14 protein-coding genes and 1 tRNA gene are annotated in these 14673 nt (G+C 37.1%); 3 read left to right on the forward strand and 12 right to left on the reverse strand.

From position 1 onward, the window contains the following. Positions 1-162: 162 nt before the first annotated feature. From Q7J67_03730 to Q7J67_03785, 12 genes are all read right to left on the reverse strand, one after another. Positions 163-236 (reverse strand) — tRNA-Gly (locus tag Q7J67_03730). Positions 237-251: 15 nt separating this feature from the next. Continuing rightward, positions 252-1187, reverse strand: coding sequence for a PfkB family carbohydrate kinase (locus Q7J67_03735; GenBank protein ID MDO9464388.1), 936 nt, complete (start codon positions 1185-1187; stop codon positions 252-254). After that, positions 1184-1921, reverse strand: coding sequence for an adenosylcobinamide-GDP ribazoletransferase (cobS, locus tag Q7J67_03740; protein MDO9464389.1), 738 nt, complete (start codon positions 1919-1921; stop codon positions 1184-1186). Before cobS ends, Q7J67_03735 begins: the two co-directional genes overlap by 4 nt. Next, a complete protein-coding gene (gene waaF, locus Q7J67_03745) occupies positions 1921-2961 on the reverse strand; it encodes a lipopolysaccharide heptosyltransferase II (protein ID MDO9464390.1) in 1041 nt (346 codons plus the stop codon). The genes cobS and waaF overlap by 1 nt, the downstream gene beginning before the upstream one ends. Then, the gene (locus Q7J67_03750; protein ID MDO9464391.1) at positions 2949-3698 is read right to left on the reverse strand and encodes a glycosyltransferase family 2 protein; all 750 of its coding nucleotides are present in this window, start codon (positions 3696-3698) and stop codon (positions 2949-2951) included. Before Q7J67_03750 ends, waaF begins: the two co-directional genes overlap by 13 nt. Continuing rightward, positions 3691-4809: a pyridoxal phosphate-dependent aminotransferase gene (locus Q7J67_03755; GenBank protein MDO9464392.1), complete on the reverse strand. Its 1119-nt coding sequence runs from the start codon at positions 4807-4809 to the stop codon at positions 3691-3693. Before Q7J67_03755 ends, Q7J67_03750 begins: the two co-directional genes overlap by 8 nt. A gap of 96 nt (positions 4810-4905) precedes the next feature. Beyond that, positions 4906-5364: a nucleotidyltransferase gene (locus tag Q7J67_03760; protein ID MDO9464393.1), complete on the reverse strand. Its 459-nt coding sequence runs from the start codon at positions 5362-5364 to the stop codon at positions 4906-4908. 197 nt (positions 5365-5561) lie between these two features. After that, positions 5562-6101, reverse strand: coding sequence for a TlpA disulfide reductase family protein (locus Q7J67_03765; GenBank protein ID MDO9464394.1), 540 nt, complete (start codon positions 6099-6101; stop codon positions 5562-5564). Further along, a complete protein-coding gene (bioA, locus tag Q7J67_03770; protein MDO9464395.1) occupies positions 6073-7422 on the reverse strand; it encodes an adenosylmethionine--8-amino-7-oxononanoate transaminase in 1350 nt (449 codons plus the stop codon). Before bioA ends, Q7J67_03765 begins: the two co-directional genes overlap by 29 nt. Next, positions 7415-8137, reverse strand: a complete 723-nt coding sequence (locus tag Q7J67_03775) for an amino acid racemase (protein ID MDO9464396.1) — start codon at positions 8135-8137, stop codon at positions 7415-7417. Before Q7J67_03775 ends, bioA begins: the two co-directional genes overlap by 8 nt. Before the next feature lie 111 nt (positions 8138-8248). After that, on the reverse strand, positions 8249-9670 hold the full coding sequence (gltA, locus tag Q7J67_03780) for an NADPH-dependent glutamate synthase (protein MDO9464397.1): 1422 nt from the start codon (positions 9668-9670) through the stop codon (positions 8249-8251). Then, positions 9646-10491: a sulfide/dihydroorotate dehydrogenase-like FAD/NAD-binding protein gene (locus Q7J67_03785; GenBank protein MDO9464398.1), complete on the reverse strand. Its 846-nt coding sequence runs from the start codon at positions 10489-10491 to the stop codon at positions 9646-9648. Before Q7J67_03785 ends, gltA begins: the two co-directional genes overlap by 25 nt. Before the next feature lie 153 nt (positions 10492-10644). On the opposite strand from Q7J67_03785, the gene Q7J67_03790 reads away from it, so the two are divergent. From Q7J67_03790 to Q7J67_03800, 3 genes are read left to right on the forward strand one after another with little or no spacing between them, the layout of a single operon-like run. Then, positions 10645-11970: a hypothetical protein gene (locus Q7J67_03790; GenBank protein MDO9464399.1), complete on the forward strand. Its 1326-nt coding sequence runs from the start codon at positions 10645-10647 to the stop codon at positions 11968-11970. A gap of 35 nt (positions 11971-12005) precedes the next feature. Beyond that, the gene (locus tag Q7J67_03795) at positions 12006-13283 is read left to right on the forward strand and encodes a DegT/DnrJ/EryC1/StrS family aminotransferase (GenBank protein MDO9464400.1); all 1278 of its coding nucleotides are present in this window, start codon (positions 12006-12008) and stop codon (positions 13281-13283) included. A gap of 12 nt (positions 13284-13295) precedes the next feature. Beyond that, entirely contained in the window at positions 13296-14600 is a 1305-nt protein-coding gene (locus Q7J67_03800; GenBank protein ID MDO9464401.1) for a DUF1015 domain-containing protein, read from the forward strand. Positions 14601-14673 lie beyond the last annotated feature (73 nt).

Here is a 14673-nt window from a genome sequence, read left to right on the forward strand (position 1 = left end):
CCGCTTTAATTCCCTTTGACTCGCCATGATTATGTCCCTTTCTGCCATAATACCCTCCTCTTAAATCGGGTATTATAGCTTCCTTAAAAGCGGACATTTCTATTTTGGCCAAATAGGACATTATCATTTTGGTGTTACAGAATACCCAAGCGCTTTTCTGTTTGGAGCGGGTGATGGGAATCGGACCCACGCTATTAGCTTGGAAGGCTAAAGTTCTACCACTGAACTACACCCGCAATTCTCAAAATCCATTATACACAGCCAAAAGACTGTGTCAAATTCTCTATCTCTAGTATCTTCCTGAACTCCTCGATACGCTTTTTTATTTCATGTTCTTTAAGAGTTATTAACCTGTTAAGGCTAAAATCCTCCACAGTGAAAGATGCTATTATTGTTCCATAAACAAGGGCATTACGAATGGCATTGTCCATATATTCATCGGGATTCACTTTGGAAATGTAACCTAAGAATCCGCCACCAAAACTGTCTCCTGCGCCTGTAGGATCAAGCACATTTCTTACTGGATATGCTGGCAAAGAAAAACATGTATCTTCTATAAAGAGCATCACTCCATGTTCCCCCTTTTTTATCACCACATATCTTGCACCTAACTTTAATATTTTATCAGCTGCTTTCTCAAGATTAGATTCTTTACCCAGCTGTCTTGCCTCACTATCGTTCAGCAGAACTACATCTGCTCGCTTAAATACCTCCAGAAGTTCGCTCTTTTTATTCTCTATCCAAATATCCATTGTATCGCAGACAACTAGTTTCGGATTTTCAATCTGATTTAAGATATGGAGCTGAAGTTCAGGATCAATATTTGCGAGAAAAACATAGTCTGATTTCTTGTGTCTATCTGAAAGTTCAGGACAGAAGTCTTCTAAAACGCCCAGATCCACAGATAATGTTTCCCTTTGATTAATATCTTCCCTATAAACTCCAGACCATCTGAATGTTTTCCCATCCTTTTTTTCCAATCCGGTAATATCTATCCCCTTTTCATCAAACAGATTCACATACTTCTGTGGAAAGTCCCCTCCTACCGCTGCTACTAAACTGACTCCTCCAAAATAGCTTGCTGCATATGCAAAGTAAGATGCTGAGCCGCCCAGAACATCCTTTACCTCTTTAAATGTAGTCCTGACAGAATCCAAAGCAACAGAACCTATGACTAATATGCTCATACAAATCCCCGCACGCAAAACAGAACAAATACCTCTACTAATTCATTCAACATACCCAGAGTATCTCCTGTAACACCACCTATCTTCCTTAAAAAATATCCTCGCATAATAATCGCAAACAAAAAAGCGAAAAAAGTGATGAAATTTCCTTTTACTCCGAACAGCAAGACTACAAGAATATAAGAAATAAGTACAGGAATTAACCAATACACTGCTTTCCTTTCCCCTGCAAAAATACTTCCTAATCCATTATTCTTTGAACTTGGAGTTAATAATAAAACGAAACTCATGCTACTCCTGGAAAGAACAGGCATTATGAATATTGCTTTTGCAAATATATCTTTAGGAAGAGAACCTATAAGTGCAAATTTTAACATTAACAAGCACACTACTCCAATAACGCCGAATGCACCTACATTATGATCTTTCATTATCTTTAGCATATCATCTCTATTCTTGCCGCCGAATAAACCGTCTACAGAATCTATAAACCCGTCCAGATGCAGTCCTCCTGTTAGTATTGCAAGTATCGTTACAATAAACGCACTCAACACAAGTGGAGAGAACATGTTTCTAAGGATTAAGTAGACAGTGGAAAGCATCAATCCAAGAATTATGCCAACAACAGGGAAAAACAGGACGGAGTCCTTTATTTTCTTTTCTTTAATACTTCTTGAGAATTTCTCAAATGGAAGAATAGTCAAAAAATTTATTGCAAAGAATAGACTTTCCATTACACAAACTTCTCTATCATTCTTGAAATCTCAGCAAACACTTCTTCCACACTCACTTCCTCCATACATCTGTGATCATTTGGACATTTCCGAAGAAAGCACGGTGAGCAGCTAACTCTCTTATATATTATCTGTAATTTTTCAGATGGAATTGCAACTGTATTTGGATTTGTCGGGCCAAAGATTGCCAGTGTTGGAACTCTTAACGCAGATGCAATATACAGAGGCCCTGTATCCCCTGTTATAAATAATCTGCATTTATTAACCAGACCTATGCTATCCTGAAGAGTTGTCTTTCCAGCTGCCATAGCGCATTTGTTTCTTAATCCTTTTGCCAGTCCATTTACTTGACCTTGATCATGCGGACCGCCAAACAAAACTAATTTTACATTATAAGCACTAATCAATCTGAGACCTAATTCTGCGTATTTTTTAGCAGGCCAGCACTTTGCTTTCCCATACGCAGCTCCAGGATTAAATCCTATTATTGTATCTGTTTCATCTATCTTATTTTTCTTAAGAAAATTTTTCACAAAGGCTTCCGACTCTTTTGAAACATTTAGAACTAGTTCTCTATCTGCTTGCTTTTTGCCTATTAAATTAGCTATATTTAAAAAATAATCTATCCTGAGCTTTTCAAACTCCAAATCTGCTGTGCGTGGAGTCTTTATGTTTAAAAACATGTTTCTACAATCCGTCTTATATCCCACTCTATACTTTGTGCCAAGTAAAAATAAAAATAGTGCTGAACTAAAGGAATTAGGAAAGGCTATTCCTATATCAAATCTTTCCTTTCTTAACTTTTTAATCAATCTGATATATCCGACTCGGTTCTTTGGATTGCAAACAATAATATCATCAATAAATGGATTGCCAATAAACACATCTTTAACCCATTCTTTTACAACAATGGTAATTTTTGCATCTGGAAAATTTTCTGCCAGTTGTGTGATTGCCGGCGTAGTCATAATGGCATCACCTATCCAGTTAACACTTCTTACAACAATCTTTTTAACTTGACTGGTATCTATTTCTTGCATTTTCTTTCCCACGCTTTTGCATATTTAGAAAATACATAAAAAGCGCCTAATGTGCACACTATTATACCCACAGCTCCATCCAAAAAACCCCTTTTAAGAATATACATTTTGAAGAACTTACCAAAAGGCCATAGAACTAAATGAAATATCCCTATCCTGCGCTTCTTCTTTAGCATTTCCTTAGCAGCCAAATCAGTATATTTATTAAACTTCTGGAAATAATGTTCCAGATTACGATATGGCTGATGAATCAGATCTCCACATAAATAGCCTTTTTCCCCTTTCAACTCAACGCTTGAACCTAATTCTCTGTCTTTATATACTGCTCCCTCACGCTGAAATAGTCGCAAGACATAATCAGGATACCATCCACAATAGTTAACTGGTTTTCCTAAAAAATAATTCTTGCGAGTTATGTAATAGCCATTCAGAGCAGGCCTGCTTTTTATAAGCTTTTCTATATTCCTGGATAACTCAGTTGTTACTGCTTCGTCAGAGTCAACTACCAATATCCAGTCATTCGCTATCTTCTTCAGTGCCCAATTCAGTTGTCTTCCATAGTTTACGTACTTGTTATAGTATACTCTGTCAGTATACGTTTTAGCTATTTCAATTGTTCTGTCTGTGCTTCCGGAATCTACTATAACTATGTCGGTTATCCATTTAATGCTTTCAAGACATTTCTCTAATGTGTCGGATGAATTATGGGTTAAAATTATTGCGGATAAATTAGACATATTGCTTCCTTGATAAGTTTTGAAGAATCTCTATACCTTTATAGAGCACTTTATTCTCTGCAGCATAACAGATGCGAAAATGGGTATTTCTTTCTGAAAACACACTTCCTGGTATGACTAATAAATTGTTCTTCACAGCTTCGTTAATAAATTTTTCATCAGTCACCCCATTTGGAATCTTTACAAACATATAAAATGCGCCTTCCGGTTTTAATATCTCAAAATAATCCTTTAAGCCATTATACATCAAATCTCTTTTCTCTTTATATGAATCTATTAAGTGAGCTGTATTATAATCCATGGCTTTAAGCCCACTATATTGAACAATTGAAGGGGCACAAACAAAAGTATACTGCTGCAATTTAATCATCTCATCAAGCAACCATTTCGGACCCCCAGCCCAGCCAAGTCTCCATCCTGTCATAGCATAGGTCTTTGAAAATCCATTCAGTACCAATGTGTTTTCATAGATTTCTGCAATTGAAATAGAATCTTCCCCGTAAACAAACTCATTATAAATTTCATCTGAAATTATAAGAATATTGTGTTTCGCAGCTATATCCGCAAGATTTTTTAACTGATCTTTGCTATATACGGCTCCTGTTGGGTTGCATGGACTGTTTATTACAATAATTTTGGTTTTCTTAGATATAACCCCTTCAATCTTATCAACAGGAATATTAAATGATGGGTATGTATCAATAAACACGGGGACACCTCCAACTATTCTGACCAAATGTTTATACATTACAAAATAAGGATCAAATATAATAACTTCATCACCAGGATTAATGAGACACATAAAAGCCAGTAGAAGCAGTCCTGATGTACCAGAACTAATCATTATCTCCTCAAGACTTATATTCCTTTTCTCTTTTTGCTGAGCCTTAATCTTTCCCCTCAATTCAGGTATACCCTGAGTGAGTGTATACTTATTCAATCCATTTTGAATTGCTTGTATGGCAGCTTTTTTGATCTCTTCCGGCACATCAAAATGCGGCTGTCCTATACTCAGATTTATCGGATTTTTTAATTTAGACGCCAAAGCAAAAACCTTCCTTATTCCGGAAGAATCTATTAAAGACATTCTGTCAGCAATCACACTGTTCATTAAGCTTCACTCCTTCTATGTTAAAAATCCAAAATCAGCGACTTGGGCAAGCATTGATAGGAACGAAATTGGAATAGCATTCAGTAAATCAGTTTATTATGTCTCATTAATTTTTTCTAAATGATCAATATCGTCTAAATCTTTATGTCGCTTACTCGCTTTTTTGTTTTTTATTAAGTCTTCATAGGAAATGAAATCAACTTCGGCATTCTCTATTAATACTGTATTTTTATTTTTATAGCATTCTTCAAAAAGAACACCATCAATGGAAGTAATAATTTCAAGCCTAAGTGGAGGGACCCCCATTCGAATTATCTGTGCTTTTTTCAAGAAGAAATCTTTTTTTATTTCTTGAGAAGTGAATCCAAATTCATGCAATGCTTCCACTAATTTTAAAGCATTATTTTCGTGAATTGCCACCCATATATCCATATCACCAGTCGTGCGAGGATGGCCATAAAGACCTACTGCATAACCACCAATGACAAGATACTCAATCTTTTTTGAGTGGAGCAATTGTATAAATTCTTTGAAGTCTTTCGGAAAGGTTATCATAATTAAACATATGCTTTCTCATCGTTTCAATACATTGAAGTCTTTCTATATAAGATTTTGTTTTCCAATATGTATCGTCATCATTTTTTCCTAAAGGTAAAACCTCAAAATGCTTTTTATCCATAACAACTTTATAGTATCATACTTTTATGAACAAAAATAGCAATAAAATGCAAATGCGTACACAATATTGAGCTTCACTCCTCTAACAACTTCAAAACAGCAGGTTCCAACACATCTAGCTTTTGCAAGCCAAATCCCTTTCCATATATTCTGCCCTGCCTATCAATCATAAATATAGTCGGGAAACTTCTAATGCCTCCATACAGCTCATATACATACTTCTCTCCTATAAGAACTTTATATGTTATGCCAAATTTTTTCGTGAACAACCTTGCAGGAGATAAACTACCTTCATCCATTACAACTGCCAGAATTACAACCTTGCGTTTACTATAAACATTCTGTATATGCTGCAAGTATTCTGCCTGCTTTTTTGAAAGAGGGTCCCAGCTATACCAGAACTCCAGAATAACAACTTTGCCAATGAATGAAGAGAGATATACTCTATCACCGTCAATACTCGTTAGTGAAAAATCTGGAGCTTGAGGATGCCTGTCAAGCGTTACCTGTGGCTTACTTCTGGCACATGATGTAATAAGAAAACATACACACACTGACAATGTAATTACAAGCCTATAGATATAATTATTCTGTAACTGCTTTAATGGAATCATAGGTTATCTTTAGAATCTGACTAAGTTCTTTAATTCTAATACTCAATGGGGGTATTAGAACAATGACATCTTCCAAAGGACGAATAATTAACCCTCTTTTTCTAGCCTCTAAAATTACTTTATGCCCTATTCGTCTGTTCGGAGGATATCGTTTATGGCTATCCTTATTTTCAACTAGTTCAATCCCTGCTATCAGCCCCTTCTGCCTGATATCTCCTACATGAGCCAGCTTATCAAATCCTTTAAGCCCGATCTGTAAGAATTCTATTTTTTCCTCTATAGACTCAAGAACCCTATCCTCTTCAAAAATTCTTATGCTTGCCAGTGCAGCTGCACAGGCAAGAGAGTTACCAGTATAACTATGTCCATGGTAAAAAGTTCTATGTTCATCATACTCACCCAAAAACTGATTATAGATTTCTTCTGTAACCAATGTGGCTGCTAGAGGAAGATATCCCCCTGTTAGTCCCTTAGATATAATCATAATATCAGGTTTCACCTTTTCATGCTCACAAGCAAACATCTTTCCTGTTCTGCCAAAACCCGTAGCTACTTCATCTGCTATTAATAACACCCCATACTTTTTACATAACTTGCTTACTGCCCTCAGAAAACCTTCTGGAGCTACTATGATCCCTCCTGCGCACTGCACCAACGGCTCTATAATTACACCAATAATTTTCTCGTGTTTTTGCTCCAGTATATTTTTTAATCTCTTTAAACAAGCCATATTACATAGCCGAAATGTTTTTGAGCATCTATAACAATATGGACATGGTACTTTAAAGCTATTAAATAAAAGCGGTTTATATTTCTTATGAAAGAGGTCCATACCACCAACACTAACTGCGCCTAAAGTATCTCCATGATATCCTCCAATAAAGGAGACAAACTTGTTTTTTTGTAATTCTCCTTTTTGCTGCCAGTATTGGAAACCTATTTTTAAGGCTATTTCTACCCCTGTAGAACCATTATCAGAGAAAAACACCCTTTTAAGATTTGGAGGTGTAATCTCAACAAGTTTCTTAGCCAAACATATTGTCTGCGTATTGGACAATCCAAGAAGCGTTGTATGAGACACCTTCTTAATTTGTTTTATTATTGCTCTGTCTATTTCTTTTCTTCTATGACCATGAATGTTAACCCAGAGGGATGAAACACCATCAAGATATTTCTTGCCGTCAATATCAACAAGAAAAGAATCATACGCTTTCTCTATTATAACTGGTTCCTCTTTTCCATACTCCTGCATCTGAGTAAAGGGATGCCAGATATGGTCCAGATCAATCTGCTTAAGTTTCTTTTTTATATCCTTATGCATAATTACCCTTAGCCATGTTTACAGCTGTTTCTGCTAATACCTGGTTGGAATTAATGAATGGCAGAGGCACTGTTTTTAAATCTACCACAAGCGGAATCTCGGTACACCCGCCTATTATAAGTTCTGCGCCATTGTTTATAAGATTATCAATTGCATTATAAATTAGCTTTTTGCTCTTTCCTTCCAAACATCCGCATTTTATTCCTTCTTCCCCGAATATTGCTTCAGTAACCATGTCCTGTACTCTCTCATCGGGTTTGATTACCTCTATATCAAAATCTATCAACTCTTTCTGATACAGCCCTGCTTTTATTGTGCCTCGCGTAGATAATAATCCAGCTTTTCTAACATTGGGAAATTCTTTATGAATCTTTTTTGCAACTTCTCTTATCATATGGACTATTGGAATCCCTAGGTGCCCTTTAAGTTCGTCATAAAAGAAATGTGCTGTATTACAAGGAATTACAATAAAATCTGCTTTTGCTGTTTGCAGCATTCTGCCTGATTCTATCAATGCGGGAACAGGACTTTCCCCATTATTGAATATAGCCTGAGTCCTATCTGGAATTTCAGGATTATTGTCAATAATTATATGGATATGGTCCTGATCTTTTTTTGCTTTGGTGAGTTTTATTATTCTGCTGAATAAATCACAAGTTGCGGCAGGACCCATTCCCCCCAGAATACCGATTATTTTTTCTTTGTAAATATTCACTGAACTCCGTTACATAAAAATCCTAAATTCTAAATCCGAAACCCGAAACAAATTCTAAATTCAAATTTTCAAAATTCAAAACGTTATTTTGAACATTTATATTTTGGTCATTTAATATTGTTTCGTATTTCGTGCTTTGTGCTTCGAATTTACGCTGTTATCTATAGCTCTAGCAGCTCTCTTGCCTGCTCCCATAGCCTCAATCACTGTGGCTGCACCTGTTACAATGTCCCCCCCAGCATATACTCCTTCGAGAGAGGTTTCTCCTGTAATATTATCAGCAACTATATTCCCCTTTCTAGTTAATTTCAACCCGGGAGTCATAGATAAGAGCAGAGGATTTGGCCCTTGCCCAATTGCAATAACTACTGTATCTATATCTACTAAATACTCTGATCCATCTATGGGAAGAGGTCTTCTTCTTCCTGTATCATCAGGTTCTCCAAGTTTCATTTTGAGACACTTTACCTGCTTAACCCAACCTTTCTCGTCCCCTATTATCTCAATAGGCAATGTAAGCAGATCAAGTTCTATTCCTTCTTCCTCTGCATGGTGAATTTCCTCAGCTCTTGCAGGCATTTCAGAACGCGAACGGCGATAAATTATGCAAACCTTTTTTGCCCCGAGACGTCTCGCAACCCTTGCTGAATCCATAGCCACATTCCCTGCTCCAACCACAGCAACCTTCACTCCTATCTTGATTGGAGTGTCATATTCAGGAAACCTGTAAGCCTTCATAAGATTTGCTCTTGTAAGAAATTCATTGGCAGAATAAACACCATTATAGTTTTCACCGGGTATCCCAAGAAAATACGGAAATCCTGCACCTGTACCAATAAACACAGCTTTATAGCCTGCGTCAAATAATTCCTCAATTGTAATAGTCCTTCCAATTATAATATTTGTCTTGATCTCTACTCCCAAATTTTTAACATATTCTATTTCATAATCAAGAACATCTCTCGGCATCCTGAATTCAGGAATACCGTATCTTAACACCCCTCCTGGCGCATGCAAGGATTCAAAGATAGTTACCTTCCAACTCATCCTTGCTAAATCACCGGCACATGTTAGACCAGCCGGACCTGCACCTATAACTGCTGCTCGTGGTCTGCCCTCTGCCCTCTGCTCTTTTCTCTCTGTCGTCTGTCGTCTGTTTTTCCTCCCCCAGTCTGCAACAAATCTTTCCAACCTCCCAATTGCAACAGGTTCACTTTTTTTCTTCAAAGTACATACTATTTCGCATTGTGTCTCCTGAGGACAAACACGACCGCAAATAGCAGGAAGATTATTCTTTTCTCTTAGTATAGTCAGCGCCTCTGGAAATTTGCGTTCTGCAACAAGTTCTATAAATCCCGGAATATCTATTTCTACAGGACATCCTGCCATACATGGAGCTTTTTTACATTGCAGGCATCTTTTTGCTTCTGCAATTGCCTGGTCATCAGTATATCCAAGAGCTACTTCATTAAAATTTTTTATTCTCTCTTGTGGCAGCTGTTCAGGCATCAAGAGTCTTTTTTGCATCTGCATACCCCCTTTCCAGAAGCACATAAGGACTCCTTCTCTTCATCCAGAAATCTGGCATTTCTGTTCGTCAACTCATCAAAATCAACAAGATGCCCGTCAAATTCAGGTCCGTCAACACACGCAAACTTTACCTCACCCCCTACAGTCACTCTGCATGAACCGCACATACCAGTGCCGTCCACCATTATAGGGTTGAGGTTAACAATTGTCGGAATGTTGAACTGCTTTGTCATAAGACATACAAACTTCATCATAATTATAGGCCCGATAGCTATGACCAGATCTATCTTCCTTTTTGTCAATATATCTTTTAACGGGTCAGTAACAACTCCTCTTCTTCCATATGAGCCATCGTCTGTTGTAATAAACAATTCATCACTGATTTTCCGCATTTGGTCTTCAAGAATAACCATATCTCTAGCTCTTGCTCCAATTATTGAGAGAACTTCGTTCCCTATTTTTTTTAATGCCCTGGCTTCAGGATATATAACCGCTACGCCGACTCCTCCTCCAATACATACAACTGTTCCAATCTTCTCTACTCTTCCCGGATGTCCAAGAGGTCCTGCAACATCAATTAAGGAATCCCCTTTTTCTAACATTCCCAATTTTTTTGTTGTTTTCCCAACCTCCTGAAATATTATGGTAATACTGCCTGTTTTTGGATCAAAATCATTTATTGTAAGGGGAATTCTCTCCCCTTTCTCATCTATTCTAAGCACTATAAATTGCCCTGGTTTTGCTTTTTTGGCTATTTCCGGCGCTGAGACCACCATGCTCTTTATCTCTTTGGATAACTGTTTTACATCTAATATTCTGAACATACTGAATTGCCTATGATTTTACATATGTAACGGGAAATTAATATACTTTAGCATTTATCAAATTACAAGCGTAAAAATTTCCTATGATACAAATAAAATATCAGATATAATGTTTGTTGAATTTTCCCAAAAAGGAAAGTAGAAAGAGTAAAAATGTTAAAAGCAGGATTTTCAAAGATAGACATCACTCCAGATATCGGATGCTATCTTCAAGGGCACTTTGATGTAAGAATAGCTAAAAAAATTCATGATCCATTGTTTGCTAAAGCTGCAGTATTTGATGACGGCAAAAACAAAATTTGCATAGTTTCATGTGATTTAGTTGGAATGGAGAAGGAGGAAGTTAAATCTGCCAGAAACCTCATAGAAAAAGAAACTGGAATCCCTGATGAAAACATCATTATCTGCGCAACACACACACATACAGGTCCTTCATTAATATACAAAAACGACTCTGGAATTACACATGGACTGGATGAAAAATGGCTTACAGCATTGCCTTCCAGAATAGCGTCTGCAGCAGTTGATGCTTTCCACTCAACAAAAGAAACAAAAGTAGCGTGCTTGAGTGGAGAAGAACATGGTGTTTCCTTTAACCGCAGATTTATAATGAAAAATGGAAAAGTCATAACAAATCCCGGAATAGGAAATCCTGATATTATTAAGCCTGCAGGGCCAATTGACCCTGAAGTGGGAGTTTTGGCTTTTGGAGAGGACTATAATAAAATTGATGGACTTATAGTTAATTTCGCATTACATACAGACACTGTTGATGGATATGAAGTATCGGCAGATTTCCCGGGAGTCATAAACAATGTTATTGCAAGACAAATGGGAGATATAGGATTTGTTTATACTTCAGGAGCTATGGGCAATATCAATCATCATAATGTAAAAGGAGACCCAAATAAAAAATACGAATATTTTGAACATGCATTACGCACAGGAAGAGTTCTAGGCTCTGAGATAATTAAAACTGTTGCAAGAATGGAGAAATTCAGAGATGACGCTACTGTTTCAGGAAAAAGAATCCAGGTAAAAATGCCTTTAAAGGATTATGATGAAAATTCTATCAGGAAGGCAAAAGAAATAGTATCAAGCAGAAAAAATTACGCAGGTTCAGATTGGCCTGGACATATGGAAGAATTTCTTGCGAGCCGAGGGTTGCTCAGAACTCAAGAACTGGGCAAGGGTGAATACACCACAGAAATTACCGCTGTCAGAATAGGAGATATAGCATTTATAACTGTACCATGTGAATATTTTGTGGAGTTCGGACTTGAAATAAAGGAAATATCTCCTTTCTCAAAAACTTTCGTTATAGAACTAGGCGGAGATTATCTGGGATATATTGCCAGAAAGGAATCTTTTGAACAGGGAGGATATGAATCAACAGGCGCAGCTTTCAAGCAGGAAGCAGGTTATATATTAAGAGATAAAGCAGTAGAATTACTTAATAAACTATATAAAAGTGAATAGTAAGTGGATTGTATCCCAGACAAGGAGAAGAACATATGAGTAAAGAACAACTTGCAATAAACGGAGGAAAACCAGTTTGTGAAGAATCATTTCCAAAATGGCCACATTTTGAAGAGGAAACAATTCAGGCCGCAATGGGCCCCTTAAAAAATGGAAAAACTAATTACTGGACAGGCCCTCTGGGAATGGAATTTGAGAACAAGTTTGCCCAGTGGAACGGAGCAAAATTCGGTATATCTGTAATGAACGGAACTGCTGCGCTGCATACAGCAGTTTCATGCTTAGGAATAGGACCCGGAGACGAAGTAATATGCCCTTCATATTCCTTTATAGCATCTTCCTTTTGTATTCTGCAGGCAGGGGCTATACCAATCTTTGCTGATGTTAAAAAGGAAGATCATACAATTGACGCTGTGAGCATTGAAAAAAAAATAAATAAAAAAACTAAAGCCATTCTTGTTGTGCATCTCTACGGTATTGTCTGCGATATGGATCCAATCATGGAGATTGCAAAAAAGCATGACCTGTTTGTAATTGAAGACTGCGCACAATGCTTCGGAGGAGTTTATAAAGGGAAAAAAGCCGGTACAATAGGTAATGCTGGAGCGTTTAGTTTCTGTCAGACTAAACACTTTACAACTGGTGGTGAAGGTGGATGCGCAATTACAAATGATGAAGACCTGTCATGGAAATGCAAGTCATTCAGAGACCATGGGTATAACATCCCGGCAAGACTCAAAGCTCAGGCAGAGGGCAAGAGGCTCCCATATATTCACGAGATGGTTGGCTTTAATTATAGAATGACAGAAATGCAGTCAGCTATAGGACTAAAAGAACTGGCAAGACTTGACAGCTATCATTTAAAGAATAGAAGACGAAACGGAGAGATGATAATAAAAGCATTATCCAATCATAATGCGATTAAGTACTTACCGCCTCATAAATCTGACAGGTTAAATGCATTCTGGCTCTTTCCAATTACACTGAATATGGATAATTTGACATGCGATATTCAGACCTTTGTAGATTCTATAGCAAAAGAGGGCGTTCCTGTTATGCCTGTTCAGTGGTGGCAATCCTACAGGGAAAAAGCATTTACTGAGCATATGGGCTTTGGCACAGCTAAATTCCCATTTGAGTCAAAAGAGTATACACGAGCTGAAGCAGTAGACTATTCAGGATTTATATGTAAAAATGCTTCGTGGCTTGAGCAGAGAACATGCGCCTTTCCTGTTCATCCAGTGTATGAAAAAAAACACATTCAATACATGATAGATGCATTCTGTAAAGTTGCAGAAGCATATATGCGTTAATGGGAGATAAATATGGCTATTATTAAACCTTTTAGAGGCATTAGATACAATAAAGAAAAAATACAGAACTTAGAAAAGGTTGTCTCGCCGCCGTATGATGTGATCTCCGAGCAGGAAAAAAGAGACTATCTTAATTCCAGCCCCTATAATATTATAAGACTCATATTGCCTGAGCCTGACGGGGGAAATGACAAATACAACTCTGCACGCAATCTGCTTAATCAGTGGTTAAACTCTGATATTATAAAAAGAGACGAATGTCTCTCAATATACATATATCAGCAGATTTTTAATATTAATGGAGATGATATAACAAGAACAGGTTTTATATGTTTGCTGAAATTGGAAGATTTTAAAACTGGAACTGTTCTGCCGCATGAGAAAACGTTGAGCGCGCCTAAAGAAGACAGGTTGCGCTTAATGAACGCATGTAAAGCGAACCTCTCTCAAATATTCGGACTGTATCAGGACACAAAACATACCATATCTCAAATACTAAAAACACACACTTCCGATTCGCCCATTGCGGATGTTACAGATACAAAAGGAGAAAAACACAAACTATGGGCGATTGCGAATAAGGATGATATTGCCGCGATCATTAACGCTATGCAGGATAAAAAAGTTTTTATTGCTGATGGGCATCACAGGTATGAAACAGCTCTTAATTATAAGAAAAAATTAGCTAAAACCAATAGCAGTCATACTGGAGATGAACCTTATAACTTTATCATGACGTACCTATGTGAAATGAATGACTCAGGTCTTGTTGTTCTCCCGACACACAGGCTTTTAAAAGATCTGCCTGAAGAGGTAATACCTCAAGAGGTAATACCTCAATTTGACAAGTCTACATTCAAACAAAATTTATCTGCCTATTTTGATGTGATCCAGACCAACAAAAAGAATCTATTTGAATATATGGAGAAAAACAGAGATAAACACATATTTGGACTATATATGGGAAAGGGTGAATTTTACGCGTTGAAACACAAGGGGTTGAAACCCCTTGTTCAGGAAAATATACCCGATGCATGGAAAGAGCTTGATGTCGCAATCCTGCATAAGGTAATTATTGAAAACATACTCGGAATTACAGAAGAGGAAGTAAAGAGCCAAAAGAACATAAAATACGTATCTGACAAAGAGGAAGGCATCAGGCAAATAGATAATGGTTTCTATGAGCTTCTACTATTCTTAAATCCGACAAAACTCAGCCAGATTAAGGAAATATCTCTTAAAGGTGAAGTTATGCCTCAAAAATCCACATATTTCTATCCTAAGTTGCTTACTGGACTTGTAATTAACAAATTGTGAATTTTCAGTTTTTAATGCTTAATTATGAATGAGAGGTGTGTGTTGAGCCGCCCAGCTTTAGTGCGTCGTAAGG

This window comes from bacterium, from assembly GCA_030652805.1.
In the GTDB taxonomy this organism is placed as follows: Bacteria; JAHJDO01; JAHJDO01; order JAHJDO01; family JAHJDO01; genus JAHJDO01.

Bases quoted from the DNA above. Each gene is read 5' to 3' on its own strand.
- Q7J67_03735 (MDO9464388.1), bottom strand. From the start codon at position 1,187: ATGAGCATATTAGTCATAGGTTCTGTTGCTTTGGATTCTGTCAGGACT.
- cobS (MDO9464389.1), bottom strand. From the start codon at position 1,921: ATGGAAAGTCTATTCTTTGCAATAAATTTTTTGACTATTCTTCCATTT.
- waaF (MDO9464390.1), bottom strand. From the start codon at position 2,961: ATGCAAGAAATAGATACCAGTCAAGTTAAAAAGATTGTTGTAAGAAGT.
- Q7J67_03750 (MDO9464391.1), bottom strand. From the start codon at position 3,698: ATGTCTAATTTATCCGCAATAATTTTAACCCATAATTCATCCGACACA.
- Q7J67_03755 (MDO9464392.1), bottom strand. From the start codon at position 4,809: ATGAACAGTGTGATTGCTGACAGAATGTCTTTAATAGATTCTTCCGGA.
- Q7J67_03760 (MDO9464393.1), bottom strand. From the start codon at position 5,364: ATGATAACCTTTCCGAAAGACTTCAAAGAATTTATACAATTGCTCCAC.
- Q7J67_03765 (MDO9464394.1), bottom strand. From the start codon at position 6,101: ATGATTCCATTAAAGCAGTTACAGAATAATTATATCTATAGGCTTGTA.
- bioA (MDO9464395.1), bottom strand. From the start codon at position 7,422: ATGCATAAGGATATAAAAAAGAAACTTAAGCAGATTGATCTGGACCAT.
- gltA (MDO9464397.1), bottom strand. From the start codon at position 9,670: ATGCAGATGCAAAAAAGACTCTTGATGCCTGAACAGCTGCCACAAGAG.
- Q7J67_03785 (MDO9464398.1), bottom strand. From the start codon at position 10,491: ATGTTCAGAATATTAGATGTAAAACAGTTATCCAAAGAGATAAAGAGC.
- Q7J67_03790 (MDO9464399.1), top strand. From the start codon at position 10,645: ATGTTAAAAGCAGGATTTTCAAAGATAGACATCACTCCAGATATCGGA.
- Q7J67_03795 (MDO9464400.1), top strand. From the start codon at position 12,006: ATGAGTAAAGAACAACTTGCAATAAACGGAGGAAAACCAGTTTGTGAA.
- Q7J67_03800 (MDO9464401.1), top strand. From the start codon at position 13,296: ATGGCTATTATTAAACCTTTTAGAGGCATTAGATACAATAAAGAAAAA.